The 26,522-nt window shown below is 72.2% G+C and carries 29 protein-coding genes; 12 read left to right on the forward strand and 17 right to left on the reverse strand.

The features are described 5' to 3' along the window. Positions 1–287: 287 nt before the first annotated feature. Together ACZ5CW_RS06585 and ACZ5CW_RS06590 are read right to left on the reverse strand one after the other, a co-directional pair. Positions 288–1,331 (reverse strand): NUDIX hydrolase, encoded by a 1,044-nt coding sequence (locus ACZ5CW_RS06585; RefSeq protein WP_468598954.1) that lies wholly within the window; start codon positions 1,329–1,331, stop codon positions 288–290. 141 nt (positions 1,332–1,472) lie between these two features. Further along, positions 1,473–1,664, reverse strand: coding sequence for a hypothetical protein (locus ACZ5CW_RS06590; RefSeq protein ID WP_468598955.1), 192 nt, complete (start codon positions 1,662–1,664; stop codon positions 1,473–1,475). Positions 1,665–1,873: 209 nt separating this feature from the next. Here ACZ5CW_RS06590 and ACZ5CW_RS06595 point away from each other — a divergent pair, with 209 nt between their 5' ends. Then, positions 1,874–2,227, forward strand: a complete 354-nt coding sequence (locus ACZ5CW_RS06595; RefSeq protein WP_468598957.1) for a hypothetical protein — start codon at positions 1,874–1,876, stop codon at positions 2,225–2,227. Between the two features lie 298 nt (positions 2,228–2,525). Next, the gene (locus tag ACZ5CW_RS06600) at positions 2,526–4,559 is read left to right on the forward strand and encodes an NPCBM/NEW2 domain-containing protein (protein WP_468598958.1); all 2,034 of its coding nucleotides are present in this window, start codon (positions 2,526–2,528) and stop codon (positions 4,557–4,559) included. Between the two features lie 9 nt (positions 4,560–4,568). Here ACZ5CW_RS06600 and ACZ5CW_RS06605 read toward each other — a convergent pair whose 3' ends face one another. Beyond that, positions 4,569–5,522, reverse strand: a complete 954-nt coding sequence (locus tag ACZ5CW_RS06605) for an ROK family protein (RefSeq protein ID WP_468598959.1) — start codon at positions 5,520–5,522, stop codon at positions 4,569–4,571. 214 nt (positions 5,523–5,736) lie between these two features. On the opposite strand from ACZ5CW_RS06605, the gene ACZ5CW_RS06610 reads away from it, so the two are divergent. Beyond that, a complete protein-coding gene (locus ACZ5CW_RS06610; RefSeq protein WP_468598960.1) occupies positions 5,737–6,786 on the forward strand; it encodes a LacI family DNA-binding transcriptional regulator in 1,050 nt (349 codons plus the stop codon). A gap of 2 nt (positions 6,787–6,788) precedes the next feature. Continuing rightward, the gene (locus tag ACZ5CW_RS06615) at positions 6,789–7,577 is read left to right on the forward strand and encodes a hypothetical protein (RefSeq protein WP_468598961.1); all 789 of its coding nucleotides are present in this window, start codon (positions 6,789–6,791) and stop codon (positions 7,575–7,577) included. A gap of 140 nt (positions 7,578–7,717) precedes the next feature. Here ACZ5CW_RS06615 and ACZ5CW_RS06620 read toward each other — a convergent pair whose 3' ends face one another. From ACZ5CW_RS06620 to ACZ5CW_RS06645, 6 genes are all read right to left on the reverse strand, one after another. After that, entirely contained in the window at positions 7,718–9,016 is a 1,299-nt protein-coding gene (locus tag ACZ5CW_RS06620) for a DUF6986 family protein (protein ID WP_468598962.1), read from the reverse strand. Between the two features lie 160 nt (positions 9,017–9,176). After that, entirely contained in the window at positions 9,177–10,139 is a 963-nt protein-coding gene (locus tag ACZ5CW_RS06625) for an electron transfer flavoprotein subunit alpha/FixB family protein (RefSeq protein WP_468598964.1), read from the reverse strand. A gap of 53 nt (positions 10,140–10,192) precedes the next feature. Further along, the gene (locus tag ACZ5CW_RS06630) at positions 10,193–10,978 is read right to left on the reverse strand and encodes an electron transfer flavoprotein subunit beta/FixA family protein (RefSeq protein ID WP_468598966.1); all 786 of its coding nucleotides are present in this window, start codon (positions 10,976–10,978) and stop codon (positions 10,193–10,195) included. 217 nt (positions 10,979–11,195) lie between these two features. Beyond that, a complete protein-coding gene (locus ACZ5CW_RS06635) occupies positions 11,196–11,705 on the reverse strand; it encodes a flavin reductase family protein (protein ID WP_468598968.1) in 510 nt (169 codons plus the stop codon). A 44-nt stretch (positions 11,706–11,749) separates the two neighbouring features. Further along, the gene (locus ACZ5CW_RS06640; protein WP_468598969.1) at positions 11,750–11,917 is read right to left on the reverse strand and encodes a putative leader peptide; all 168 of its coding nucleotides are present in this window, start codon (positions 11,915–11,917) and stop codon (positions 11,750–11,752) included. Beyond that, positions 11,914–12,327: a TlpA family protein disulfide reductase gene (locus tag ACZ5CW_RS06645; protein WP_468599061.1), complete on the reverse strand. Its 414-nt coding sequence runs from the start codon at positions 12,325–12,327 to the stop codon at positions 11,914–11,916. Before ACZ5CW_RS06645 ends, ACZ5CW_RS06640 begins: the two co-directional genes overlap by 4 nt. A 75-nt stretch (positions 12,328–12,402) precedes the next feature. Between ACZ5CW_RS06645 and ACZ5CW_RS06650 the strand changes: the two genes are divergently transcribed. Both ACZ5CW_RS06650 and ACZ5CW_RS06655 read left to right on the forward strand, forming a co-directional pair. Then, entirely contained in the window at positions 12,403–12,819 is a 417-nt protein-coding gene (locus tag ACZ5CW_RS06650) for a DUF4395 domain-containing protein (RefSeq protein ID WP_468598971.1), read from the forward strand. A gap of 186 nt (positions 12,820–13,005) precedes the next feature. Then, positions 13,006–13,734, forward strand: a complete 729-nt coding sequence (locus tag ACZ5CW_RS06655; protein ID WP_468598973.1) for a lysophospholipid acyltransferase family protein — start codon at positions 13,006–13,008, stop codon at positions 13,732–13,734. A 132-nt stretch (positions 13,735–13,866) separates the two neighbouring features. On the opposite strand, the gene ACZ5CW_RS06660 is transcribed toward ACZ5CW_RS06655, so the two are convergent. The 5 genes from ACZ5CW_RS06660 to ACZ5CW_RS06680 form a co-directional block, all read right to left on the reverse strand. Continuing rightward, positions 13,867–14,193, reverse strand: coding sequence for a hypothetical protein (locus tag ACZ5CW_RS06660; protein WP_468598975.1), 327 nt, complete (start codon positions 14,191–14,193; stop codon positions 13,867–13,869). 11 nt (positions 14,194–14,204) lie between these two features. Continuing rightward, on the reverse strand, positions 14,205–14,795 hold the full coding sequence (locus tag ACZ5CW_RS06665) for a transglutaminase-like domain-containing protein (protein ID WP_468598976.1): 591 nt from the start codon (positions 14,793–14,795) through the stop codon (positions 14,205–14,207). Positions 14,796–14,873: 78 nt separating this feature from the next. Continuing rightward, a complete protein-coding gene (locus tag ACZ5CW_RS06670; RefSeq protein ID WP_468598978.1) occupies positions 14,874–15,944 on the reverse strand; it encodes a threonine aldolase family protein in 1,071 nt (356 codons plus the stop codon). Beyond that, entirely contained in the window at positions 15,941–16,687 is a 747-nt protein-coding gene (locus ACZ5CW_RS06675) for an SDR family NAD(P)-dependent oxidoreductase (protein WP_468599062.1), read from the reverse strand. The genes ACZ5CW_RS06670 and ACZ5CW_RS06675 overlap by 4 nt, the downstream gene beginning before the upstream one ends. 41 nt (positions 16,688–16,728) lie before the next feature. Beyond that, entirely contained in the window at positions 16,729–18,126 is a 1,398-nt protein-coding gene (locus ACZ5CW_RS06680; RefSeq protein WP_468598980.1) for a DUF6421 family protein, read from the reverse strand. Positions 18,127–18,528: 402 nt separating this feature from the next. Here ACZ5CW_RS06680 and ACZ5CW_RS06685 point away from each other — a divergent pair, with 402 nt between their 5' ends. Beyond that, positions 18,529–19,212, forward strand: coding sequence for a glycerophosphodiester phosphodiesterase (locus ACZ5CW_RS06685; protein WP_468598982.1), 684 nt, complete (start codon positions 18,529–18,531; stop codon positions 19,210–19,212). Between the two features lie 27 nt (positions 19,213–19,239). On the opposite strand, the gene ACZ5CW_RS06690 is transcribed toward ACZ5CW_RS06685, so the two are convergent. Next, complete coding sequence (locus ACZ5CW_RS06690) at positions 19,240–19,779, reverse strand: GNAT family N-acetyltransferase (protein ID WP_468598984.1); 540 nt, start codon at positions 19,777–19,779, stop codon at positions 19,240–19,242. A 70-nt stretch (positions 19,780–19,849) separates the two neighbouring features. Between ACZ5CW_RS06690 and ACZ5CW_RS06695 the strand changes: the two genes are divergently transcribed. From ACZ5CW_RS06695 to ACZ5CW_RS06705, 3 genes are all read left to right on the forward strand, one after another. Beyond that, positions 19,850–20,242 carry a VOC family protein gene (locus tag ACZ5CW_RS06695; RefSeq protein ID WP_468598986.1) on the forward strand — a complete coding sequence of 131 codons (393 nt, stop codon included), beginning with the start codon at positions 19,850–19,852 and terminating at the stop codon, positions 20,240–20,242. 202 nt (positions 20,243–20,444) lie between these two features. Beyond that, entirely contained in the window at positions 20,445–21,209 is a 765-nt protein-coding gene (locus ACZ5CW_RS06700) for a VOC family protein (RefSeq protein WP_468598988.1), read from the forward strand. 132 nt (positions 21,210–21,341) lie between these two features. Further along, positions 21,342–22,394, forward strand: a complete 1,053-nt coding sequence (locus tag ACZ5CW_RS06705; RefSeq protein WP_468598990.1) for an aldo/keto reductase — start codon at positions 21,342–21,344, stop codon at positions 22,392–22,394. Between the two features lie 6 nt (positions 22,395–22,400). Here ACZ5CW_RS06705 and ACZ5CW_RS06710 read toward each other — a convergent pair whose 3' ends face one another. Together ACZ5CW_RS06710 and ACZ5CW_RS06715 are read right to left on the reverse strand one after the other, a co-directional pair. Continuing rightward, positions 22,401–23,021: a MarR family winged helix-turn-helix transcriptional regulator gene (locus ACZ5CW_RS06710; RefSeq protein WP_468598992.1), complete on the reverse strand. Its 621-nt coding sequence runs from the start codon at positions 23,019–23,021 to the stop codon at positions 22,401–22,403. Continuing rightward, complete coding sequence (locus ACZ5CW_RS06715; protein ID WP_468598994.1) at positions 23,018–24,682, reverse strand: FUSC family protein; 1,665 nt, start codon at positions 24,680–24,682, stop codon at positions 23,018–23,020. Before ACZ5CW_RS06715 ends, ACZ5CW_RS06710 begins: the two co-directional genes overlap by 4 nt. A gap of 162 nt (positions 24,683–24,844) precedes the next feature. On the opposite strand from ACZ5CW_RS06715, the gene ACZ5CW_RS06720 reads away from it, so the two are divergent. Beyond that, a complete protein-coding gene (locus tag ACZ5CW_RS06720) occupies positions 24,845–25,414 on the forward strand; it encodes a DUF5134 domain-containing protein (RefSeq protein WP_468598996.1) in 570 nt (189 codons plus the stop codon). Between the two features lie 159 nt (positions 25,415–25,573). Then, the gene (locus ACZ5CW_RS06725) at positions 25,574–26,509 is read left to right on the forward strand and encodes a M56 family metallopeptidase (protein ID WP_468598998.1); all 936 of its coding nucleotides are present in this window, start codon (positions 25,574–25,576) and stop codon (positions 26,507–26,509) included. The last annotated feature ends 13 nt before the right edge of the window (positions 26,510–26,522 follow it).

The following is a 26,522-nucleotide window of genomic DNA, read 5'->3' on the forward strand; positions in this document are numbered from 1 at the left end:
GTCCGCCGACAGGCACCCCGCCACCTTTCGGCGCGGATCGGCTGACCTACACCCCACCGCCTCCCGTCAGGGGTCGGCTGACCTACACCCCACCGCCACCCAGCGCGGGTCGGCCGACCGACACCCCACCGCCGCATGGCAGGGGTCGACCGAGGGGCACCCCACCACCCGGCACGGGACAGCCGACCGGACACCCCACCGCCACCCGGCACGGGACAGCCGACAAGCACCCCAGCACCGCCCGGCAGGGGTCGACCGACCGACACCCCACCGCCACCCGGCCCAGCTCAGCCGAGCGGCACCCCGGCCTCCAGATAGAGCGCGGTCCCCCGCTCGCGGGCGCGCAGGGCCCAGCGGAGCCGCTCGTAGCGGACCGGCGGGAGCATCTCGGCGGCCTCCTGCTCGGTGGCGAAGCGCCAGGCCCGCAGCTCCGGACCCGGCAGCAGCACCCGGGACGCCTCGCCGGGCTCCAGCCGGCCGCCGTCGAAGAGCAGCCGCAGGCCGCCGAAGCCGGGCGGCGCGGGCCGCTCCCAGTCCACGACGAGCAGCCGGGGCACCTCCCGCAGCTCGATCCCGGTCTCCTCGGCGACCTCGCGCATGCCGGCCCGGGCCGGGGCCTCGCCGCGCTCCACCACACCGCCGGGGAACTCCCACCCGGGCTTGTAGGTGGGGTCCACGAGCAGCACCCGGTCCTGCTCGTCGAAGAGCAGGACCCCGGCGGCGAGCGTCTCGGCGGTCGGCTCGGGGGTCTGCACGATGTCACAGGCGGGTACCGCACCGCTGCCGACGGCCTCGGCGATGTGCACGGCGGTCTCGTAGGGGGTGAGGGCGCTGGTGTCCACGAGGTGGGCGTCGGCGGTGAGCCAGGCGGCGAGGGCGGCGCGGTAGGGCTCGATGTGGTCGTACGACCACTGCCGTAGCCGCAACTCGCCGTCGGGGAGGTCCGGCGGGACCTCCCGGCCGGCTATCCGCGCGCGCAGGATCGTTTCGGCCGGGGCGAGGAGCAGATGGTGCACGGGGATTCTGCGGGCGGCGAGACCGCCGAAGATCTCGTCGCGGTACTCCTGGCGGAGCAGGGTCATGGGCACCACGAGGGTCCCGCCCAGCTCGGCGAGCATTCCGGCCGCCGTGTCGACGACGAGCCGGCGCCAGATCGGCAGGTCCTGGAAGTCGCCGGTCTCGGCCAGGCGTTTGGCCGGCAGCAGGTGGGTGAGCGCCGCGCCGACGACCTCGGGGTCGAAGAGCGTGCTGTTCGGGATCAGGTCGATCAGTTCCCGTGCGGTGGTGGTCTTCCCCGCACCGAACGCGCCGTTGATCCAGACGACGGTCACGGACTCCCCCTCTTCTGTTGGCCCCCTGTGGCTTGCCCGCTCCACCCTGCCACGGAAACCCCGTCCCGGTGAGGGCGCCCGTACGGGAGTACCGGGGCCCCCGCGACGGGGACACCGGCACACACCGTAGGCCGTCGCCCCCTACCTCAGGCCGAGGGCGTCGTCGTCGACGGCCAAACTCTCGTGGCTGACGAGCTGACCGGCGTCGTCGAGGGTGTCCGCGACGTTGAGGTCACCGAGGTGCCCGGCCTCCGCCGCGTGGGACGGGGTGACGGCCGCCACGACGAATCCGGCGGCGAGGGTGGCGATGGCGAGCATGCTGCGCTTCTTCATGCGCTGATCAACTGCCGAATCGGCCGGGGGTCACGCAGGTCACCGCGGTTGCGTCGACGACGGGCGAGCGCGGGGAAATCCCGTGGCTCCGGCGAGTATGCCGCGGGTATCTTCCGGGGCCTGGATCGCCGTACCGGCACCGCCGCAACCGTTCACACCACCGTCGTCGCACCTCTGTGTCCGACGCACTCGCCCAGGAAGGCACAGCCATGACCGGCCCTCGCTCCACCACGACCCTCTGGCGCCCGACGGGCCCCGACGAGCTGGAGCTGGTGCGCGAGCTGGCGTGGCGGGCGTGGCCGCCCCGGCTGCCGGAGCAGCCGATTTTCTACCCGGTCCTCAACGAGGACTACGCGATCCGGATCGCCCGGGACTGGAACGTCAAGCACGAGGGCGCGGGCTTCGTGACCCGCTTCGAGGTCGACGCGGAGTTCCTCGGCCGCTATCCGGTCCGGCAGGCGGGCGGCGAGACGATCCTGGAGCTGTGGGTGCCGGCCGAGGAGCTGGAGGAGTTCAACGCCCACATCGTCGGCCGGATCGAGGTCGTCCACGAGTTCCGCTGAGACCAGCGGTGGCCGGATCGGCTACCGCTACCGGGTCGGGCGGGGCGACCACCAGGCCTGAACCGCCCGAAGCCAACACATCCGAACTTCCGACCATGACGGAACGGCGTATTGGCCCGGTCGTCAAGGGTTTTGACGGGATATCGGACAACCCGAACGCGCCTCTTCCAACACAGTCCGACAGGTTCTACCGTGAACGCGCACCGATGACGCGTACATGCCGCTCGCCCGGTCGCATGCCGGCCCGGCTCGGCGGCATGCCGTCATCCACCTTTCGCGAGTCGGAGGAACGTCAACGATGCGTCACCCTCACACCCGCACAACCCGCCGAAGAGTGGTCGGAGCACTCACCGCAGGACTGCTGTGCGCGGGCGGTCTCGCGGCCCCCGCCCTGGCGGCTCCCGCACAGGAGCCCGCCGCGCCCGCCCTGGCCGACGGCCTCGCCCTCACCCCGCCGATGGGCTTCAACAACTGGAACTCCACACACTGCCGTGCCGACTTCGACGAGGCCATGGTCAAGGGGATCGCCGACCTCTTCCTCGCGAAGGGCCTGAAGGACGCGGGCTACCAGTACGTCAACCTGGACGACTGCTGGGCGCTGCCCGACCGCGACGCGAACGGCAAGCTGGTGCCCGATCCGGCCCGCTTCCCGAACGGCATCAAGGCCGTCGCCGACTACGTCCACACCAAGGGCCTCAAGCTCGGCATCTACACCAGCGCCGGAACCAAGACCTGCAACAGCGCCGGTTTCCCCGGCGCCCTGGGCCACGAGGAGAGCGACGCCCGGCAGTTCGCCGACTGGGGCGTGGACTACCTCAAGTACGACAACTGCAACAACCTCGGCGTCGATGCCCGGACGCGCTACCGGACCATGCGCGACGCGCTGAAGGCCGCCTCCGCGAGGACAGGGCGTCCCATCGTCTACAGCATCTGCGAATGGGGCGAGAACAAGCCCTGGGAATGGGCCTCGGACGTCGGTCATCTGTGGCGGACCACCGGCGACATCAGCGACAGCTGGAGTTCGATGCTGTCCATCCTCAAACAGAACCTCCCGCTCGCGCCGTACGCCGGCCCCGGCCACTGGAACGACCCCGACATGCTGGAGGTCGGCAACGGCGGCATGACGGACACCGAGTACCGCTCGCACTTCTCCCTCTGGTCGGTCATGGCCGCGCCGCTGCTCATCGGCACCGATCTGCGCAAGGCCTCCCAGGCGACCTTCGACATCCTGGGCAACAAGGAGGTCATCGCCGTCGACCAGGACCCGCTCGGCAAGCAGGGCACGGTCCTCTCCTCCACGGCCGGACGCTGGGTCGTCGCCAAGGAGATGAAGGACGGCAGCCGCGCGGTGGCCCTCTTCAACGAGTCGGGCGCCGCCCAGCGGATCGCCACCAGCGCGAGCGCCGTGGGTCTGCCCGCCGCCGACGCCTACACCCTGCGCGACCTGTGGCAGCACCGCGCCTACAACACGGCCGGCACCATCGCCGCCACCGTCCCGGCCCACGGCACGGTCCTGCTGCGCGTCTCGGCCGACCCGGACTGGGCCGCCAACCCTCCCGCCGCGGAACTCGGCCTGGACGGCAGCCCGTTGCTGGAGGCGGGCGCCCCGGCCACGCTGACGAGCACCGTCACCGACCTCGGGCGGACGCCCGCGCGCCAGGTCTCCGTCTCCCTGACCGGCCCGGAGGGATGGAGCGTGCGGCCCACGTCGGCGACCACGGCCACCGCCCTCGCCACGGGCAGGTCACTGCGGACCGGCTGGCGCGTGACCGCCCCGGCCGGGACACCGACGGGTTCCTACGGCCTCACGCTCCAGGCGCGTTACCGCTCCCCCTCGGGACAGCGCGTGACCGGCACCCTCCCGCTGACCGCGTCCGTCGTCCTGCCACCGCCCTCCGGCACGTCGTACCTCAGCGACCTGCCGTGGCTGTCGGCGACCAGCGGCTGGGGGCCGGTGGAGCGCGACACCAGCAACGGGGAGAGCGCCGCGGGTGACGGACATCCGCTCACCATCGGCGGGGCGGTGTACGCCAAGGGGCTCGGCGTGCACGCACTGAGCGACCTGTCCTTCTACACCGGCGGGGCCTGCGAGAAGGTCACCGCGGACGTCGGGGTGGATGACGAGAAGGGCGCGAAGGGCACCGTGGCCTTCGAGATCTGGGCGGACGGCACGAAGGTCGCCTCGACCGGTGTGCTGACCAACGCGCAGCCGGCCCGGCCGGTCAGCGCCGACGTCAGCGGCGCCCGGACGGTCCGGCTCGTCGTCGGCGACGGCGGGGACGGCGTCGACTCGGACCACGCGGACTGGGCGGACGCCCGGCTGAGCTGCTGAACCGCGCGGTCAGACACTCGCCGCGGCCGCGTCCGGCCTGCGGGCCAGCGCGGCCGCGGCGGCGCCGACCAGACCCGCGTCGGTGCCCATCTGCGCGGGCACGACCGTCAGCCGCCGCACGAAGGACAGGGTCGCGTAGTCGGTGAGCGCCTTGCGCAGGGGCGTGAACAGGATGTCACCGGCCTTGCCGACGCCTCCGCCGATCACCGCGATGTCGATCTCGACCAGGGTCGCGGTGGCCGCGATACCTGCGGCCAGCGCCTGGGCGGCCCGTTCGAAGGACGCCACGGCGACCGGATCACCCGCGCGTGCGGCGGCCGCCACGGCGGCGGCCGAGGTGTCGCCGTCGGGGCCCGGGCGCCAGCCCTGCTCCAGGGCCCGGCGGGCGATGTTGGGCCCGCTGGCGATGCGCTCCACGCAGCCGCGCGCGCCGCACGGGCAGGGGTCGCCGTCGAGGTCGACGCTGATGTGGCCGATGTGCCCGGCGTTGCCGGTCGGGCCGGGGTGCAACTGCCCGTTCAGCACGAGGCCGCCGCCGACCCCCGTCGAGACCACCATGCACAGCGCGTTGTCGTGGCCGCGGGCGGCGCCCTGCCAGTGCTCGGCCGCCGTGATCGCGACGCCGTCGCCGATCAGCTCCACCGGGAGGCCTCCGGTGGCCGCGCGCACCCGCTCGACCAGCGGGAAGTCGCGCCAGCCCGGCACGTTCACCGGGCTGACGGTGCCCGCCGAGGCGTCCACCGGGCCCGCGCTGCCGATGCCGATCGAGCCGGCACGTCCCCACAGGGGCGACCCGCCGAGGTCGCCGAACACCTCCGCGACGGCCCGCATGACCGTTTCGCCGTCCTGCTGAGCGGGCGTGGCGCGCTGGGCCCGGGCCAGGATCCGTCCGTCGCCGTCCACCAGCGCGCCGGCGATCTTGGTGCCGCCGATGTCCAGGGCCGCCACGAGGTCGGTGTGCATCAGAGTCAGATCTCCCCGTTGAAAGCTCGAGAACCAGAGAAAGGCAGGCCGGTCAGGCGGTGGGGGCGCAGGCCGGAGACAGCGGTGGACAGTCTCTCTCGCATCTGACAACGTTGTCCAGGCTCTATGCTCGACGCCACATCCTCATACAAGCCCATGGACCGCCGCACCACCCCATGGGAAGAACACGGACGACAGGACAGGACAGCGCATCGTGCCCGAGACCACCCGCCGCGCAGACCACCACTCCGGGACCCGCTACGGCAACCGTCCCACGATGAAGGACGTGGCGGCTCGGGCCGGGGTCGGCCTCAAGACGGTATCCCGCGTGGTCAACGGCGAGCCCGGCGTCACCCCGGACACCGAGCGCCGCGTCCAGGAGGCGATCGACGCCCTCGGCTTCCGCCGCAACGACAGCGCCCGGGTGCTGCGCAAGGGCCGCACCGCGAGCATCGGCCTGGTCCTCGAGGACCTCGCGGACCCCTTCTACGGCCCCCTCAGCCGCGCGGTGGAGGAGGTGGCCCGCGCCCACGGCGCCCTGCTGATCAACGGATCCAGCGCGGAGGACCCGGAGCGTGAGCAGGAGCTGGCGCTGGCCTTGTGCGCACGGCGCGTGGACGGCCTGGTCGTGATCCCGGCCGGGGACGACCACCGCTATCTCGAGCCGGAGATCAGAGCGGGCGTGGCCACCGTCTTCGTGGACCGCCCGGCCGGGAAGATCGACGCCGACGTCGTCCTGTCCGACAACCACGGCGGTGCCCGCGGCGGCGTCGCGCATCTGATCGCGCACGGGCACCGGCGGATCGGCTTCATCGGCGACATGCCGCGGATCCACACCGCGGCGGAGCGACTGCGGGGCTACCGGACGGCCATGGAGGACGCGGGGATACCCGTCGAGGACCGCTGGATGTCCCTCGGGGCGACGAATCCGGAGCGGGTGCGCCGGGCGGCGGAGGAGATGCTCGCCGGGACCGACCCCGTCACCGCGATCTTCGCCGGAAACAACCGGGTCACGGTCACGGTGATCCGGGTCCTCGCCGAGCGGTCCCGCCCGGTCGCCCTCGTCGGCTTCGACGACATCGAACTGGCCGATCTGCTGCAGCCGGGGGTCACGGTCGTCGCACAGGACGCGGCGGCCCTGGGCCGTACCGCCGCCGAGCGCCTCTTCCGCCAGCTGGACGGCGGCCTGATCGCCCCCGAGCGGATCGAGCTGCCGACCCGGCTCATCACCCGAGGCTCCGGCGAGCTGCCGCCGGCGGACTGAGCATGGCGACACTGGAGGAGCTGGGCCTCGCACTGGCACCACGCGACCATCCGCTGACCTATCCCGGCACCTGGCCCGCCGACTCCGGGCTGCTGCACGGCGACCGGATGCTGCCGCTGGACCGCCTGGTGCACGACGACCGGGCGCCGGTGCTCGCCGTCGGCTCCAACGCCTCGCCCGCCCAACTGCGCCACAAGATGGCCGAGTTCGGGATCGACGGCGTCATCCCGATGGTGCGGACGCGGGTCACCGGAGTCGACGTGGGCGTCTCCGCCCACGTCAGCCGCATGGGCTATGTCTCCGCCTCACCGGTCAGGTCCTCGCGTGCCGCACGGGAGTTGTTCGTCATCTGGCTCGACCGCCGGCAGCTCGACGTGATCGACGCCAGCGAGGGCGTGCCGCTGCCCGACGGGAACTTCTGGCGGGTGTGGCTGCCCGCACCGGAGGTGCGCGTCGAGCTTGCCGACGGCCGCGTCCTGCCCGGGGTGTACTCGTACGTCAACCGGCACGGGGTGCTGCGCAACGGCGACGGCACGCCGCGCCGCCATCCCGGCCAGCGTGCGATCCTCACCCAGCTCCTCGCCGCGTCCGCTCCGTTGCGGCAGCTCTTCGGGGTGACACCGGAGGAGTTCAGCGCCCGGGCGCGTGGTGACGCACGGCTGTGCGCGCGGGGCACCCGGCTGTTCGCCGAGCAGAGGTGGGTGACGGCAGCGGGACTCGAGTCGTACGCCCACGCCCGGCCGCCCGGGGTTCCCGGCACCGGTGACTGGCCGTCGGCTCCCCCGCCCTAGGTCCTGCCTGACACATGATCACTGTTCGCGGAGCCGGAGGACGAGCGTCGGACGGTTCCGGACACGCCTCCGCCCCCTGTCGCCCTCCTCGAGGGTCGGCGGGGGCGGCTCGTGCCGTCGGTGCCGTGTCGCGGTGCGCGCTACTGCGCGGAGGCGGTCAGGTCGCCGCGGCGGGGGGCCGCGAAGCCCTCCAGGTCGGCGCGGGTCAGGCCGGTGAGGCGGGCGACCTCGGCGATGTCGAGGGCGCCGCAGTCCAGGCCGCGCAGCAGGTAGCCGCTGAGGGCCTTGGCGGTGGCGGGCTCGTCCATGACGTCGCCGCCGGCGCGGTTGGCGTAGCGGGCGAGGCGGCCGGCTGCCTGTTCGAAGCCTTCGCGGTAGAAGGCGAAGACGGCCGCGTAGCGGGTGGGGATGTGGCCGGGGTGCATGTCCCAGCCCTGGTAGTAGGCGCGGGCCAGCGCGCGGCGGGTGAGGCCGTAGTGCAGGCGCCAGGCGTCGTGGACCTTGGCGGTCGGGCCGACGGGGAGGACGTTCGTGGAGCCGTCGGACACGCGGACCCCGGTACCGGCCGCGGCGACCTGCATGATCGCCTTGGCGTGGTCGGCGGCCGGGTGGTCGCTGGCCTGGTAGGCGGCGGAGATGCCGAGGCAGGCGCTGTAGTCGAAGGTGCCGTAGTGCAGTCCGGTGGCGCGGCCTTCGGCGGCCTGGATCATGCGGGCGACGGCGGCGGTGCCGTCGGTGGCGAGGATGGACTGGCTGGTCTCGATCTGGATCTCGAAGCCGAGGCGTCCGGCGTCCAGGCCGTGGGCCTTCTCGAAGGCCTCCAGGAGGCGGACGAAGGCGCTCACCTGCTCGGGGTACGTCACCTTGGGCAGGGTGAGGACGAGGCCCTCGGGCAGTCCGCCGGCTTCCATCAGACCGGTGAGGAAGACATCGAGGGTGCGGATGCCCCGGTCGCGTACCGCGGCCTCCATGCACTTCATGCGGATGCCCATGTACGGGGCCGCCGTGCCGTTCGTGTACGCCTCGGCGATCAGGCGGGCCGCGCGGGCGGCCGTCTCGTCCTCCTCGGCGTCCGGGCGGGGGCCGTAGCCGTCCTCGAAGTCGACGCGCAGGTCCTCGACGGGCTCGCGTTCCAGTTTGGCGCGGACGCGGGAGTAGACAGGCTCGGCGAGGTCGTCGGAGAGGCCGAGGACGGCCGCGAAGGAGGCCGCGTCCGGGGCATGCTCGTCGAGCGCGGCGAGGGCCCGGTCGCCCCAGGAGCGGAGGGTGTCGGCGGCGAAGGCGTCACCGGGGACGTAGACGGTGTGGACGGGCTGCCGGGTGCCGGGGTCTCCGGGATAGCGGCGCTCCAGTTCCGCGTCCACCGGCGCGAGGGAGGCGCTGATCTCCTCGCTGACGGCGCCCGCGAGGCTCGTCGCCACCTTCTCCTGCTGACCCATCCCACACCCTCCAATTTTCCGCTGTACGGAATCAACAATCCGTAGAATGAAGTTATCCGGGGTGGTTCCCGCTGGTCAACACCTTCCGGGACGCTTCCAGAATGCACCGAGGCCCCTGTGACCGCGCCGGTCACAGGGGCCTCGTACGCCGTGGAGGGGCTCAGCCCTTGCGGGTCTTGATCTCCTCGGTCAGCTGCGGGACGACGTCGAAGAGGTCGCCGACCACACCGAAGTCGACCAGCTCGAAGATCGGGGCCTCGGCGTCCTTGTTGACGGCCACGATCGTCTTGGAGGTCTGCATACCGGCACGGTGCTGGATGGCGCCGGAGATGCCGTTGGCGATGTACAGCTGCGGCGAGACCGACTTGCCGGTCTGGCCGACCTGGTTGGTGTGCGGGTACCAGCCGGCGTCCACCGCGGCACGCGAGGCGCCGACGGCCGCGCCGAGGGAGTCGGCGAGCGCCTCGATGATCGAGAAGTTCTCCGCGCCGTTCACACCGCGGCCACCGGAGACCACGATCGCGGCCTCGGTCAGCTCCGGACGGCCCGTCGACTCACGCGGCGTACGGCCGGTGACCTTCGTGCCGGTGGCCTTGTCGGAGAAGGTCACGGACAGGGCCTCGACCGCACCGGCGGCCGGGGCGGCCTCGACGGCGGCCGAGTTCGGCTTGACCGTGATGACCGGGGTGCCCTTGATGACACGGGACTTGGTGGTGAAGGACGCGGCGAACACCGACTGGGTGGCCACCGGGCCCTCGTCGCCGGCCTCGAGGTCGACGGCGTCGGTGATGATGCCGGAGCCGATGCGCAGCGCCAGGCGGGCGGCGATCTCCTTGCCCTCGGCGGAGGACGGGACCAGCACGGCGGCCGGGGAGACGGCCTCGTGGGCGGCCTGCAGGGCGTCCACCTTCGGCACGACCAGGTACTCGGCGTACTCGGGCGCGTCGTGGGTGAGGACCTTCACCGCGCCGTGCTCGGCGAGCGTGGCGGCGGTGTCGGCGGCGCCGTTGCCGAGCGCGACGGCGACGGGCTCGCCGAGGCGGCGGGCCAGGGTCAGCAGCTCCAGGGTGGGCTTGCGGACGGCGCCGTCCACGTGGTCGACGTAGACGAGGACTTCAGCCATGGGATTGCTCTCCTGCGTAACGAAGTTGAGGGGCGGTCAGCGGGGGCGAGCCCTTAGATGAACTTCTGGCCCGCGAGGAACTCAGCGAGCTGCTTTCCGCCCTCGCCCTCGTCCTTGACGATGGTGCCGGCCGTGCGGGCCGGACGCTCGGTCGCGGTCTCGACCTTGGTGAACGCGCCGTCGAGACCGACCTCCTCGGCCTCGATGTCCAGGTCGGACAGGTCCCAGGACTCCACCGGCTTCTTCTTGGCCGCCATGATGCCCTTGAAGGACGGGTAGCGTGCCTCGCCCGACTGGTCGGTGACGGAGACGACGGCCGGGAGCTGCGCCTCGAGCTGCTCGGAGGCGGCGTCGCCGTCGCGGCGGCCCTTGACCGTGCCGTCCTCGACCGAGACCTCGGAGAGCAGGGTGACCTGCGGGACGCCCAGGCGCTCGGCGACCAGCGCCGGCACGACGCCCATGGTGCCGTCGGTGGAGGCCATGCCGGAGATGACCAGGTCGTAGCCGGCCTTCTCGATCGCCTTGGCCAGGACCAGGGAGGTGCCGATGGCGTCGGTGCCGTGCAGGTCGTCGTCCTCGACGTGGACGGCCTTGTCGGCGCCCATCGACAGGGCCTTGCGGAGCGCGTCCTTGGCGTCCTCGGGGCCGATGGTCAGAACGGTGACCTCGGCGTCGTCCGCGTCCTCCGCGATCTGCAGCGCCTGCTCGACCGCGTACTCGTCCAGTTCGGAGAGCAGACCGTCCACGTCGTCGCGGTCGACGGTCAGGTCATCGGCGAAGTGCCGGTCGCCAGTGGCGTCGGGCACGTACTTCACAGTGACAACGATCCTCAAGCTCACGCCGGCTCTCCTACTGCATCGTCATTTCCGGGCTGCCTCTTGCAGGCAGCATAGGCGCCTGAAGCGGCCGATCCCGGTCGGGGCGTCCGCGCGCTCCGACCGAAACATTACTCGTCAGTACACCCAGTTCATGCCCGCTAAGCAAGCGCTTTGAACTGTGACCTTCGCAACGCAGCGTAACCGGAATCCGACGGCCGCGCAGGACGAGGAGGCGTGATCAATCCCGCAGGCCGTTGAAGCGGCCCTGGTGATAGAGGAGGGGGCGGCCGGAGCCCGAGGGATCGCCGAGGACGACCTCGGCGAGCACGATGCGGTGATCACCGGCCGGGACGCGCCCGACGATCCGGCAGACCAGCCAGGCGAGCACGCCGTCGAGCACCGGTACGCCTTCCGGGCCCTCGCGCCAGGCGGTCGGCGCGCCGAAGCGGTCGGCGCCGCTGCGGGCGAAGGTGGCGGCCAGCTCGCTCTGGTGCTCGCCGAGGACGTGCACGCCGACGTGGCCGGCCTCGGCTATCGCGGGCCAACTGGAGGCGCCCGTACCGATGCCGAAGGAGACCATCGGCGGTTCCACGGAGACCGAGGTGAGGGAGGTGGCGGTGAACCCGACCGGGCCGGCGTCACCGCGCGCGGTGATCACCGCCACACCGGCGGCATGCCGGCGGAAGGCGGAGCGCAACAGGTCGGGGGAAGCGAGGCGAGGGGTGCCGAGTGCGGGCGTGGCCGTCATGGAGCTGTCCTTCTGCTGGAGGTCACGAGCTGGGCCGTCGGTGCTCAACGGCCCGGACAGGTGGCGCTCGCGGTGCGCGCGAGGTCCACATGGACCCGCTCATGGAGAAGGAGTTCGGTCGGCATACGGTCAGGCTGACGATAGGTGGCACGCACAGTCAAGTACGGTCCGGTATCCGGGAAGTGCCGCACCGCCTCCTGAGGGCCCCTCATACCGCCTCCCCCAGGGCCGCGATGACATCGGCCCTGCGGGGCTGTCCGGCCGCCCGCCGCACCACCCGGCCGCCGGCGTCGAGCACCAGCACGGTGGGCGTCTTCAGGATCTCCAGTTCGCGTACGAGGTCCAGGCGGGCCTCGGCGTCGATCTCGACGTGGGTCACGCCGGGGACCATTGCGGCGACCTCGCCGAGGACCCGTCGGGTGGCCCGGCAGGGCGCGCAGAAGGCGCTGGAGAACTGCACGAGGGTGGCCCGCTCGCCGAGCTCGCCGCCCAGCTCGGCCGCCCCGAGCCGCTTGCCGTCGTCCCGCCCGCGCACCCGCACTCTCCCGCTCCTCCGCTTGTGCAGCACTCCGTAGGCGCTCGCCACGGCGAGCACCGCCGCACACACCACCAGTCCGGTCATCATCTGCACAAGCATTCACGAGACTGCAAAGATTCCCGCCTCCCCGAAGGGTTTCCGCTGCGGAATGCTTGATTCATGGACATCGATGTGAGGGGGCCGCGCTTCGGGGCGGCCGTGACGACGGTCGTGCTGGCGGCGGCGCTCGTCACCGGCAACGCCTGGGTGCTGGGCTGGCAGACGCTGGTCTTCGCGCTCGGCGCGGCCGGGGGCGCGCAGCGCTCCCCGTACGGCTGGGCGTTCCGGACGGCGGTGCGTCCCCGCCTCGGCCCGCCGACGGAGTTCGAGGCACCGGAGCCGCCACGGTTCGCGCAGGCGGTGGGGCTGCTGTTCGCGGGGCTCGGTCTGGTCGGGTTCACCGTGGGGCCGGCCTGGCTCGGACTCGTCGCGACCGCGGCCGCGCTCGCCGCCGCCTTCCTCAACACGGTCTTCGGGTACTGCCTGGGCTGCGAGATGTTCCTGCTCGTGAAGAGGGCCACGGTACGGGCGGAGTGAAAAGGGCTTGACGATCCGAGGCGGGATGTACTCCGACGTGACGAGGATCTCGCCGCCGCGGGGCACCAGGACTGGCTACCCGTCCGTTCTTCGGGCACGATCTGCGAGACGCCGTAAACCTACGGCTGCGTAGCTTCCCGCCGGGAGCCCCTTTCCCGAGCAGAGCAGAAAGGGTCCGTCACGCCCATGGCAGAGTTGGTCTACCGTCCCGTCGTCGGATTCGCCAAGACGATGTTCAAGGTCTGGGACCTGAAGATCGACTGCCAGGGGTCGGAGAACATCCCGCGTTCGGGCGGCGCCGTGCTGGTGAGCAATCACATCAGCTATCTGGACTTCATCTTCAACGGCCTCGCGGCCCTGCCGCAGAAGCGCCTCGTGCGCTTCATGGCCAAGGAGGCCGTCTTCCGGCACAAGGTCTCGGGGCCGCTGATGCGCGGCATGAAGCACATCCCGGTGGACCGCAAGCAGGGCGAGGCGGCCTACGCCCACGCGCTGGACTCGCTGCGCTCCGGCGAGGTCATCGGCGTGTTCCCGGAGGCCACGATCTCGCAGTCCTTCACCCTGAAGAGCTTCAAGTCCGGTGCGGCCCGACTCGCCCAGGAGGCGGGTGTCCCGCTGGTCCCGATGGCGGTGTGGGGCACGCAGCGGCTGTGGACGAAGGGCCAGCCCCGCAACTTCAAGCGCAACCACCTGCCCGTCACCATCCGCGTCGGCGAGGCGGTCGAGGCACCTCGCGACCAGTACGCCGGTGCCATCACCCGCCGGCTGCGCGAGCGCGTCCAGGAGTTGCTGGACGCCGCGCAGCGCGCCTACCCGGGCCGTCCCAAGGGCCCGGAGGACTCCTGGTGGCTGCCCGCGCACCTCGGCGGTTCGGCGCCGACGACGGAGCAGCTGCGCGCGGCCGAGGCCCACTGAGGCCCGCGCGCAGGGCGCCGTACGACGGCCGACGGGACCCGGCGCGTGCGGCGCCGTCGGTCGGGCGGGGGTTCTGGCCGTCACCGGAGCGTGCACCTCGATGCGCACCCCAGGGCTGAACTTCTAGGGAAGTCAGGCGAGTTCGGCACCCGCGGCCGCCGATTCGGCGACCGGCACCGGTGCGAGGGTCTCCAGCAGGGAGGTGCCGGAGACCGTCCCCTCGGTGAGCCGGGTGCGGGGCCCCTGACGCCAGTTCCAGCGGCGGCAGGTCACCCCGGCGTCGTCGCACCGCACCACCTCGCCGGGCTCGGGGTGTTCGATCGCCTCTTCCCGGCCCGCGGGCAGGGCCGAACTCGCCGCGGTGGGACCGTCGACCAGGTCGTACGCCTCGATCGCGACATGGGTGAAGCCGGGTGCGAGGGCACGGACCTCGTTGGACACGGCGAGCGTGAAGGTCATCTGCCCCAGCCTCAGAGCGCGTCGGGGAGCGTCTTCCACAGGTAGGGCCGGTCCGGGGCCGCCTTCAGGGCGCGCAGGACGACCGGGTGCGGTTCAGCGTACAGGACCGGGTAGTCCAACTCTTTGGATGCCGGGTCGGGGATCCAGGCCAGCCGCTCACCGTCCAGGGAGAACCGCGCGTCCACGCCCGGTCTGTTGCCGCGGGGATCCTGGCGATGCCACGCACCATGGAAGCGGACGGCGACCAGACCGTGCACCGCATGGCCGCCCCGGTCGTCACCGAGGCGCTGATAGCAGAGCGCGGTAGGGATGTCCTCGGCCCGCAGCAGGGCGGCCAGCGCGTGGGACTTGGCGTAGCAGATGCCGGTACCCAGGCTCAGAACGTCGGAGGCGCGCCAGGTGACGCGGAGGTCACCGGAGTCCTGGGAGTGCGGGATGGCGTCCCGGACGAATTCGAACGCGGCACGCGCATACTCATACGAGTCGGATGCGTTCTCGGCGAGCCGGGCGGCCGCCTCCCGGACCACGGGATGGTGATGGTCGATGACCTCGTCGGCAGCCAAGTAGGCGGAAAGATCGGCGGTGTTCTGGATCAGCTCCATGCCCGCAGAGCATAGGAATGCGATCACCCGAGCGTCAATGACTTTTCAGGTGACCGCATATCTATGCAGGATGTGGCGTCAGCGCGCCATCTCCTCCTTGAGCGCCGCGACGAACAGGTCGACGTCCTCCTCCGTGGTGTCGAAGGAGCACATCCAGCGCACCACTCCGGCCGCCTCGTCCCAGAAGTAGAACCGGAACCGCTTCTGCAGCCGCTCGCTCACGTCGTGCGGCAGCCTGGCGAAGACACCGTTGACCTGCACGGGGTAGAGGATCTCCACGCCGTGCACCGCGCGGACGCCCTCGGCCAGCCGCTGGGCCATCTCGTTGGCGTGCCGGGCGTTGCGCAGCCACAGGTCCTTGGCGAGCAGCGCCTCCAGCTGCACCGAGACGAAGCGCATCTTGGAGGCGAGCTGCATGCTCATCTTGCGGATGTGCTTCATCTGCCTGACGGCGTCCTGGTTGATCACCACGACCGCCTCGCCGAACACCGCGCCGTTCTTCGTCCCGCCGAGCGAGAGGATGTCGACGCCGACCGCGTTGGTGAACGTGCGCATCGGCACGTTCAGGGAGGCGGCCGCGTTGGCTATCCGGGAACCGTCCAGGTGCACCTTCATGCCGCGGGCATGGGCGTGCTCGCAGATCGCGCGGATCTCCTCCGGGGTGTAGAGCGTGCCCAGCTCCGTGCTCTGGGTGATCGAGACGACCTGCGGCATCGCACGGTGCTCGTCCTCCCAGCCCCAGGCCTGCCGGTCGATCAGCTCGGGCGTGAGCTTGCCGTCGGGCGTGGGCACCGTCAGCAGCTTCAGGCCGGCCATGCGCTCGGGGGCGCCGCCCTCGTCGACGTTGATGTGCGCGCTCTCGGCGCAGATCACCGCGCCCCAGCGGTCGGTGACCGCCTGGAGCGCGACCACGTTCGCGCCGGTGCCGTTGAAGACCGGGAAGGCCTCGGCGGTGGGCCCGAAGTGGCTGCGGACGATCCGCTGGAGGTTCTCGGTGTAGTCGTCCTCTCCGTACGCCACCTGATGGCCGCCGTTGGCCAGTGCCAGGGCGGCCAGCACCTCGGGGTGGGCTCCGGCGTAGTTGTCACTCGCGAAACCGCGGACCAGCGGGTCGTGGTGGCGACGCGCGTCGGTCTTGGGAGGGTTCACGGCTTCTCGGTCAGCCACAGACGGGTTCCGTTCACTTCGGCGGGGGCCTTGCTCCAGACGCCCTCGATGGCCTCGGCCAGGTCCGTGACGTCCGTGAAGCCCGCGAACTTCGCGTTGGGGCGTTCGGCGCGCATCGCGTCGTGCACCAGCGCCTTCACCACCAGGATCGTAGCCGCGGAGGTGGGACCCTCCTCGCCCCCCGCCTTGCGGAAGTAGTCGGCCATGGCCAGCGTCCACGCCTCGGCCGCGGCCTTGGCCGCGGAGTAGGCGGCGTTGCCCGCGGTCGGTTTGCTCGCGCCGGCCGCGCTGATCAGGACGTACCGTCCGCGCTCGCTGCGCTGCAGCGCCTCGTGGAAGGCGAGGGAGGTGTGCTGCACGGTCTTGACGAGCAGCAGCTCCAGCAGGTCCCAGTCGTCGAGGCTGGTCTTCGTGAAGGTCTCACTGCCGCGCCAGCCGCCGACCAGGTGCACCAGCCCGTCGACCCGGCCGAAGTCCTTCTCGATGTGGGCCGCCCAGTCCCGGGTCGACTGCAGGTCGAGCAGGTCCACCGTGTCGCCGGTGACGGTGGCGCCACCGGAGGCGTACCGGGCCGCGTCCACGGCCTCCGACAGCCGCTGCGGGTCGTTGTCCGCCCCGACGACCGTCGCGCCGGCCTCGGCCAGTCGCAGCAGCGTCGCGCGCCCCGCGGGTCCGCCCGCGCCGGCCACCGCGATCACCGCACCGCTGAGAGCGCCGTTCCCCACCATGATCTTCCCCTTTGAAGCAGTGTTCCGGACGCGGTCGCTCACGCGGCGATCCGCTCGGCGCCGTCCGCCGTGATGCCCTTGGTGGAGGCGATCACATTCTTCAGCTTCTTGGACAGGGCCTCATAGAACATGCTCAGCGGAAACTCGTCCGGAAGCACGTCGTCCACGAGCTTGCGCGGCGGCTGGGTCAGGTCCAGGGCGTCCGGGCCCTTGGCCCACTTCGAGCCGGGGTGCGGGGCGAGGTAGGTCGCGACCAGCTCGTAGCCGGCGAACCAGTGCACCAGCTTCGGGCGGTCGATGCCGTCCCGGTAGAGCTTCTCGATCTCGGCGCACAGCTGGTTGGTGACCTGCGGGGCGCGCTCCCAGTCGATGGCGAGCTTGTTGTCGGTCCAGCGGACGACGTCGTGCTTGTGCAGGTAGGCGAAGAGCAGCTGGCCGCCGAGGCCGTCGTAGTTGCGGACGCGGTCGCCGGTGACCGGGAAGCGGAACATGCGGTCGAAGAGCACCGCGTACTGCACGTCACGGGCCTGCGGGACGCCGTCCGCCTGGAGCTTCACGGCCTCCTTGAAGGCGGTGAGGTCGCAGCGCAGCTCCTCCAGGCCGTACATCCAGAACGGCTGGCGCTGCTTGATCATGAACGGGTCGAACGGCAGGTCGCCGTGGCTGTGGGTGCGGTCGTGGACCATGTCCCACAGGACGAAGGCCTCCTCGCAGCGCTTCTGGTCGTGGACCATCGCGGCGATGTCCTCGGGCAGCTCCAGGCCGAGCAGGCCGACGGCGGCGTCGGTGACGCGGCGGAAGCGGGCAGCCTCGCGGTCACAGAAGATGCCACCCCAGGAGAAACGTTCCGGCGCCTCGCGCACGGCGATGGTCTCGGGGAAGAGCACGGCGGAGTTGGTGTCGTAGCCCGAGGTGAAGTCCTCGAACGTGATGCCGCAGAAGAGCGGGTTGTCGTAGCGGGTCCGCTCCAGCTCGGCCAGCCAGTCCGGCCAGACCATGCGCAGGACGACCGCCTCGAGGTTGCGGTCCAGGTTGCCGTTCTGCGTGTACATCGGGAAGACGACCAGGTGCTGCAGACCGTCCGTGCGGTCGGCGGCGGGCTGGAAGGCCAGCAGGGAGTCCAGGAAGTCCGGGACCTCGAAGCCGCCCTCGGCCCAGCGGCGCAGGTCCTTCACGAGGGCCTGGTGGTACGCGGCGTCGTGCGGGAGCAGCGGGGAGAGCTGCTCGACCGTGTCGACGACACGGTCGACGGCCGCCAAGGCGTCGGCCCGCTGCGGCGCACCGTCAGCGTCGAAGTCGATCGATCCATCCTTCGACTGCCATGGCCGGATCTGCTCCACGGCATCCTTGAGCACGGGCCAAGCCGGGTGCTCAACCACCCTGGTCAGCGAAGGAACCTGCTCCTCCGCACCGGCCTGCACAAGAATTTCCGTCATGTCCCATCCTCCACGGGAGAACCTCGCGTATGGACACCGTATGCATACCCCGTTTCTCCCAGCAAGAGGCAGCCCGGGAAATTATTCTGCCCAGCCCCTTGGTCACCGATGTTTTTCCTGCCGTAAACCGTGACCACGCTCACTTCCACTGCATCCTGCATGGGAACGGAGTGGCCGTGATCGGGTCAAACCGGACGGTCAAGGGTGTGGGGAATCGCCCACGCCCGGGTGACGGCGGGAGCGGATACCGGCCAGTGGGCGCCCGCCACGCGCTCCGATCACCCGCGCACATGCGGGTTCATCGTGGGTCCAGGCCATTAGGCTGCGACCCTGCCCGCGCGGACGACGGCGTCCGCCCGTCCCGCGCGTGCCGAGCCGCCGTCGACGGAAGCGAGTCGAACCTTGAACTTCCTTACCATCGGTCACCGCGGGGTCATGGGTGTCGAGCCCGAGAACACCCTTCGTTCCTTCGTCGCCGCGCACCACGCCGGCCTCGACCTGATCGAACTGGATCTGCATCTGAGCAAGGACGGCGCCCTCGTCGTCATGCACGACGCGGAGGTGGACCGGACGACCGACGGCTCCGGGCCGATCGCCGAGAAGACCCTGGGGGAGCTGCGCACCCTGGACGCGGGCCGCGGGGAGCGCATCCCGGTCTTCGAGGAGGTGCTGGACGCGGTGAGCACGCCGCTGCAGGCCGAGATCAAGGACGTGGCGGCGGCCCGGGCGCTGGCCGACGTGATGCACCGGCGGGACCTGGTCGGGCGCGTGGAGGTGTCCTCGTTCCACGACGAGGCGGTCGCCGAGATCGCCCGGCTGGTGCCGGGCGTGCGGACCGCGCTGGTCGCGAGCCGCTACGGCACCGACGTCGTGGACCGGGCCGTCGCCGTGGGCGCCGCGACCGTCTGTCTCGACATCCGCCGGCTCACCCTGGAGGTCGTCGAGCGCGCGCGTGCGGCCGGGCTGCGGATCATCGGCTGGGTGGTCAACACGCAGGACCATCTGCGGCTGGTCCGCGCGCTGGAGCTGGACGGGGCGACGACCGACTATCCGGAGATCAAGCGCACGGGCCGCTTCACCGCGTGACCCGGCGCCCGGTCCCCGGCGCGCACGTCACACCAGCGGCTTGAGCAGCAGCTCGAACTGCAGGTCGGCGCGCTGCGGGATGCCGAAGCGCTCATCGCCGTACGGGAACGGCGACATCCGTCCCGTACGGCGGTAGCCGCGGCGCTCGTACCAGGCGATCAGGTCCTCGCGTACGGAGATCACCGTCATGTGCATCTCGGTGACGCCCCAGGTCGCGCGGGCCAGGCGCTCGGCCTCCGCTATGACGGTCTTGCCGAGGCCCGCGCCCTGCAGGGTGGGGCTGACCGCGAACATGCCGAAGTAGGCGTGGTCGCCACGGTGTTCCAGCTGGCAGCAGGCGACGATCCGGCCGCCCTGCTCGACGGTGAGCAGCCGGCTGTCGGGCGACTTGATCACCTCCAGGACGCCCTCGGGGTCGGTGCGCTGACCGTCCAGGATGTCCGCCTCGGTGGTCCACCCGCCCCGGCTGGCGTCCCCGCGGTACGCCGACTCGACCAGGGCGACGAGCGCGTCGACGTCGGCGTCGGTGGCGTCACGGAAGGTGAGTCCGGTGGCGGCGGTGTCCATGGGGCGGTCTCCGATCTCGGGCGTGGCTGAGCCAGGGATGAGGGTAACCCTGCCACTAGGCTCCGCCTGCATGGTGCACGTACTCAGCGGCCGGACACTTCTGCGGCCCACCGACCCCGAACGTTCCCGCGTCTTCTACGGCGAGCAACTGGGGCTCGCCGTCTACCGCGAGTTCGGTACCGGCCCCGAGCGTGGGACGGTCTACTTCCTCGGCGGCGGATTCCTGGAGGTCTCCGGGCGCTCCGAGACCCCGCCCTCCCCCGCCGTCGCGCTCTGGCTGCAGGTCGAGAACGCGACGGCCGCGCACGAGGAGCTGCGGGCGAAGGGCGTCGAGATCGTCCGTCCGCCGGTGAAGGAGCCGTGGGGCCTGATCGAGATGTGGATCGCCGACCCGGACGGCACCCGCATCGCGCTGGTGGAGGTCCCGGCGGACCATCCGCTGCGCTACCGGCCGGGGATCTAGGGGGCCGGTGCCGTGCGGGGGGGTTCGGATGGCCGGGGCCGGGGACGCGGGCTAGCGTGCGGAAAGGAGCCCTCTCGCGCGGGAGAAGGTTGTCCTCCACGCAGCAGGCCGCTCCGGTTCCCCGCTCGGCGGATCACTCCGGCCCCACGGAGCAGACTGTTCCGGTTCTGCGGGCGGACCGCCCCGGCCGGAAGGAGCCGCCATGAAGTTCGACAGGCCGGTGACCGGCGGTCCCTGCTGGACCGAGCTGGGGACCAGCGACCTGGAGGGGGCCAAGCGCTTCTACACCGAGTTGTTCGGGTGGCGGCCGGAGACTGACCCGCGGCAGGAGGCGGGCGGGTACACGGTGGCACATCTGGGGGACGCGGCCGTGGCCGCCCTGAGCCCGCTGTACCAGGAGTCCCAGCCGGTGGCGTGGAACGTCTCCTTCGCGGTGGCCGAGGCGGACGCTGCGGTCCGGCGCGTGGAGGAGGCCGGCGGGACGGTGTTCCTCGGCCCGATGGACGTGTTCGACATGGGCCGGTTCGCGGTGGCCGCCGACCCGACGGGGGCGGTCTTCCAACTGTGGCAGGCACGGTCCTTCCCGGGCGCCGGACTGTTCAACGCGCCCGGCGCGCTCGGCTGGGTGGAGCTGGCGACCCGGGACACCGACCGGGCCCGGGACTTCTACACCTCGGTGTTCGGCTGGAGCGTCAACGCCTCGCAGTGGTACACGCAGTGGGGTGTGGACGGGGGCGACTTCGGCGGCATGGCCGACATGGCGGACCGGTTCCCGCCCGAGGTGCCGGCGCACTGGCTGCCGTACTTCGCGGTGGCCGACGTGGACGCGACGGCCGAGGTGGCGGCGGAGGCGGGCGGTGCCGTGGTCGTCGCTCCCGTCTCGGTGCCGGACGGGCCGCGCATCGCGGTGCTCCGGGATCCGCAGGGCGCGGCCTTCGGGGTGCACCGGGCGGGCGAGGAGGGCTGAGGCCCCCCGGCGGCTCGGTCCGGCCCCGCGGAGCGCCCGCTCCGCCGAAGGTACCGGCTTGCCCTGGAGCGCACTCCAATCCCTAGCGTCGAGCGCACGACCTGTTCGTTTCCGATCTGGAACGGAGCACACGTGCGGTACACGCTGTTCGGCAGGACCGGGATGCGCGTCAGTGAACTCGCGCTCGGCACGATGACCTTCGGCGAGGACTGGGGCTGGGGTGCCGACGAGGCCACCAGCGCCCGGATCCTGGACACCTACGCCGACGCGGGCGGCAACTTCCTCGACACCGCGAACAACTACACCTCGGGCAGCTCGGAGCGGATCCTCGGCCGGCTGCTGGCCGGGCGCCGTGACCGGTTCGTCCTCGCGAGCAAGTACACGTGCGGCACACGCGACGGGGACCCCAACTCCGCGGGCAACCACCGCAAGAACCTCGTGCAGTCGGTGGAGGAGAGCCTGGAGCGGCTGCGCACGGACCGGCTCGACGTGCTGTGGGTGCACGCCCGGGACAACTTCACCCCCGTCGAGGAGGTCATGCGCGCGCTGGACGACCTGGTGCGCTCCGGCAAGACGCTGTCCGTGGGCGTGTCGGACTGGCCGGCCTGGGAGATCGCCCAGGCCAACACCCTGGCCGAGCTGCGGGGCTGGACGTCCTTCGCGGGTTCGCAGCTGCGCTACAGCCTGCTGGAGCGGACCCCGGAGCGTGAACTCCTGCCGCAGGCACGCGCGTTCGACCTCGCGGTGTTCGCCTGGGCACCGCTGGCGTCGGGCAAGCTCACCGGGAAGTACCGGCGCGGGGAGCGCGGCCGGCTGGACACGCTCGGAATCGAGCCGGAGGCATGGGAGGAGGACGTCATCGGTGTCGTCCTGGACATCGCCGAGCAGTACGGCCGCAGTCCCGCGCAGGTGGCCCTGGCCTGGCTGCTGGGCCGTCCCGGCAACGTCGTGCCCCTCGTCTCGGCGACCGGGCCGGAGCAGCTGGCCGACAACCTGGCGAGCAGCGGTCTACGGCTGGACGCCGACGCGGTGGCCCGCCTGGACGAGGTGAGCGCGGTGCCGCTGGGATTCCCGCACGACTTCCTGCGCGAGCCGCCCATCACCCGCAACGTCTACGGCGACCGCTGGCAGGACATCGACGACCGCCGCTCGGCGTACCGCCGGACGGCGCACGAGGTCCTCTGACGGGCCCTAGGAGCGCAGCGCGCCCATCCTGCCCTCCAGGCGGCTCAGCAGCTCGGCCAGCAGGCCCGCGAGTTCGCCCTGTCCCTCGGGCGCCAGCACGGACAGGACGGCCGTCTCGTAGCCGAGTTGCTCGGGCAGGATGCCGTCGACCAGTTCACGGCCGGCGTCGGTGAGGCGGAGATGGGCCACGCGGCGGTCGCGGGTGTCACCGCGCCGCTCGACCAGCCCGCGCGCGGTCAGCTGCTTGAGCCGCTTGGTGACGGCGGCCCCCGAGGAGAACGTCTCCCGGGCCAGTTCCCCCGGGGTCAGTTCATGGCCGGTGCGGCGCAGCGCGCCGAGCAGGTCGAACTCGGGGCGGCTGAGACCGGCCCGGCGCAGCGGTGCGTCCTCGGCCTGCTGGAGGAGCGCGGCGCAGCGGTTGATCCGGCCGATCACCTCCATGGGCCCGGTGTCCAGCTCAGGGTGCACGGCCCGCCACTGCCGGACGACGCCGGCGACCGTGTCGCTGCGGGCGGCGCCGGCCGTGGCGGGTGTGTACGGCGTTCGTGCACCGGCCGCGACCTCGTGCTCGGGTCCCGCGCCGGGCGCGTCGCTCCCCGGCGCCGGTTCGCCGTTCCTCGCCGTCATGGCCGTATGTCCTCCGTCGTCCTGCCGGGGTCGTGGTCCTGCGGCACGAGGCCCTGGCGTCGTACCGTCGCGGCGAGCGTACGGTGTCCGGACTGCTCGGTGAGCACGACCCGCTCCTCGGGCAGGGCGCGCTGCCACCACTCGCCGGATGCGGCGTCGGCCGTGGCGCGCAGGTCGACCAGGGCGCCGGCGAGCGCGCGGCGGGCGGACTCCAGGGCACGCGGCGCGGGGTGCGGCTCGGCGAGCAGGCGGGCGGCGTCCTCGCGGGCGCGTTCCGCCGCGGTGAGCGCCTGTTCCAGGCGGTCACCGGCGCGTCGGTTGGTGACGGCGACGGCCGCGACGAAGCCGGCCAGCGCGCCGATGAGGGTGTCCGCGACGCGCTCGGTCATCAGCCGTCCCGGGTCCTGGGTGCGGGCGAACTCGGTGATGAGCAGGGCCATCGGGGTGACACAGACGCTGCCGAGCCAGTAGTTGCGGCCGATCAGCGCCTCGGCGCCGAAATTGAGGGCGAGGCAGCACAGCACCAGGGCGGCCGGGTGGAGATGGGCCAGCGGGGCGAGCGCGGCGAAGGCGAGGACCCCGACGAGGTTGCCGACGACGCGCTGGATGCCCCGGCTCCAGGTGAGGGTGACGTTGGCCTGGTAGAGGGAGGCCGCGGTGACCAGCGCCCAGTAGGGGCGGCCGACTCCGAGGGCGAGGGAGGCGTATCCGGCCAGGGCGCAGCCGATCGCGGTGCGTGCGGCGAGCGGTGCGAAGGGGGCGAGACGGTGCCGCAGCGGCCGTCGCGGCTGGGCGAGTTCGGCGTCCACCCCGAGCAGTTCGTCGGCGGACTCAGGCGGGGACGCCACGCGCGGGACCCGGCCGGTGCCGCGCAGTTCGCGGGCCCAGGCGCGCAGCCGTGCGGGGTCGGCGTCGGCGGGGGCGGCGAGGGTGACCTCGGCGCGGACGAGGAGGTGCTCGAGGGCGCGCCGGGTGCGGTCGGGGCGGGCGCCCGCGGCGAGCAGCGACTGCCAGGCGGCGTGGATGGCGGCGGCGGTCGCGGCGCGGGCCCGGGCGTGGCCGTCGGCGGTGCCGCGGGTTCCGGCGTACGCGGCGGCGGCGTTCAGGGCGGTCGCGGTGGCGCGGCGCTCGGGGCCGTGCGGGCGGAGCAGCCCGGGCGCCATGCCGACCAGCCAGGCCCAGGCGCCGGCCGCCAGGGCCAGCCCGACGTGTCCGGGTACCTGGCCGAGGGTCTGCGGCGCGAACAGCGAGGCGGAGCTGATGAAGGTCAGCACCACGTTCCCGGGCGGTCCGAGGCGGGTGGCGTCGCAGACGGTCTTCTGGGCGGCCGCCATGAGCGCGCCGACCGTGACGAGGACGACGGCGTCGGAGGTGAGCGACGCCGCGAGCAGGGACAGCGCGAGGCCGCCGACCATGCCGAGCACCACCCAGGCCAGGGTCCGGGCGCGGGCGGCGTAGGGCCGGTTGTGGCCGTAGAGGGCGCACAGCGAACCGGCCATCGTGTACATGGCGAGGTCGAGGCGGCCGAGTGCCAGCAGGGTCAGGTTCGGCGGGGCGACCGAGGCGACCACGCTCAGCGCGGGCTTGAACCAGATGTCGGAGGGCCGACCGAGGCGGAGTGCTCCGGCGAGGGGAAGACGGTGGGGGGTCGCACTGCTCATACCATCAATTTAGCATGTGTTTTACCCGTAAAGCATACAGGGACCGTGCTCCTCACCATGGGTGCTCCGCCGAATGCTCCCCGTGTACATCCTTGCGCTCGTGTGCGCTCCGCCTGCCCTGGGCATCGCACCCTCGACCGAGCGTCGAACGGGGAGGTGCGCATGCACGGACCGGTGTCGGCAGCCTGGCTGCTGGTCGCCCTGTGCGCGGCGACGGGGGCCTACTGCCTGCTGCGCATGCGCAGCGGCGTCGAGGAGCAGCGCCGGGCCGCGGGCGGCGAGGCGCTGATGGGTTTCGGGATGGCCGCGATGGCCGTACCGGCGGCGGCGTTCACCCCGCCGGGGTGGGCGTGGCCGGTGTACGCGGCCGTGTTCGGCGCGGCGGCGCTGCGCACCCTGTGGGCCGCGCGCAGCGGCCCGCACCATCTGCACCACCTGGTGGGCACGGCCGCCATGGTCTACATGGCGGTGGCGATGGCCGCGTCCCCACCCGCCGCGCACCATGCGCACGGTGGCTCCGGGGTGCCGTTGCTGACCGGTGCGCTCCTCGTGTACTTCACGGGTTACGTGCTGCTCTCGGGCGCCCGGCTCGTGCCCGCCGCCGTCGCGGCGACCGGCACGGCGACCGAGGCCGGTGCTGCGGTCGCCCGCTGGGGCGACCGCCCCGAGCTGGCGCGGGCGTGCCGGCTGTCGATGGGGATCGGGATGGTGGCGATGCTGCTGACGATGTGAACACCGGATGCCGGTGATGTGGAGTACCGGCATCCGGCGACGCGGGCCGCCGTCCCGTGACGCCGGGGCGCCGGATGCGCGATGTGCATGCGTTGCTTGCGTCACTTCGGTGCCGCGGACCGTACCCCTGAGCGGCTTCGCGCTCATAGGGTGCTGACCATGATGGTCCCCGTGGCCCTGCTGCTGCTCGGCGCCCTGACCGCCGTCGTCGCCCCGCGGCTGCTCGCCCGGGCCGACTGGCCGGAGCGCGAACCGGTCGTCGCCCTCTGGGTGTGGCAGTGCGTGGTGGCCGCCGTACTGCTGTGCTGCGCGCTGTCGATGACCCTCAGCGCGGCGGCGGCCTGGCAGGCGGTGCGCGGGCATGTGTTCGCCCCGGCGCCGAGCGGGGTCGCGGACGCGTACGCCCTCGGCGCCGCCGGTCCATGGGCGGCGACGACCGCCGTACTGCTCGCCTCGGGCGGCCTGTGGAGCCTTGCGATGCTCGTGCGCGAGGTCGTACGGGCCCGAGCCCGGCGGCGCGGGCGGAGGGCCGAACTCCTCGTGCGTGCCCCGCTGTTGCCGGGCGAGGAGCCGACGGGCGGCCGGCTGGTGGTGCTGGAGGGCGAGCGCCCCGACGCCTGGTGCCTGCCGGGCGCGGCACCCCGGCTGGTCGTCACCACCGGCGCGTTGCGCCGCCTGAAAGGACGTCGGCTGGACGCCCTGCTCGCCCATGAGCAGGGGCACGCGCAGGCACGGCACGACTGGCTGCTGCACTGCTCGGCCGCGCTCGCGGCCGGGTTCCCGCAGGTTCCGGTGTTCGCCGCGTTCCGTGACGAGATGCACCGGCTGGTCGAGCTGGCCGCCGACGACATGGCCTCGCGGCGCTGCGGACGGCTGACGACCGCGCTCGCCCTGGTCGAACTCAACGAGGAGCGGGGCGTGTTCGGGCCCGCCCCGACTCCGCACGCGCATGTGCCGCAGCGCGTGCACCGACTGCTGACCCCGCCGGACCGGCTGCCCGCACTGCGCCGGCTGCGCCTGACGGCGGCCGCCGCGCTCGTACCGGTGGTTCCGGTGCTGGTGGCGCTGGTCCCTGCGCTGCGGGCGGTGGGCTGACCCCCGCGACGCG

The sequence above is a fragment of the Streptomyces sp. NPDC031379 genome, from assembly GCF_055569615.1.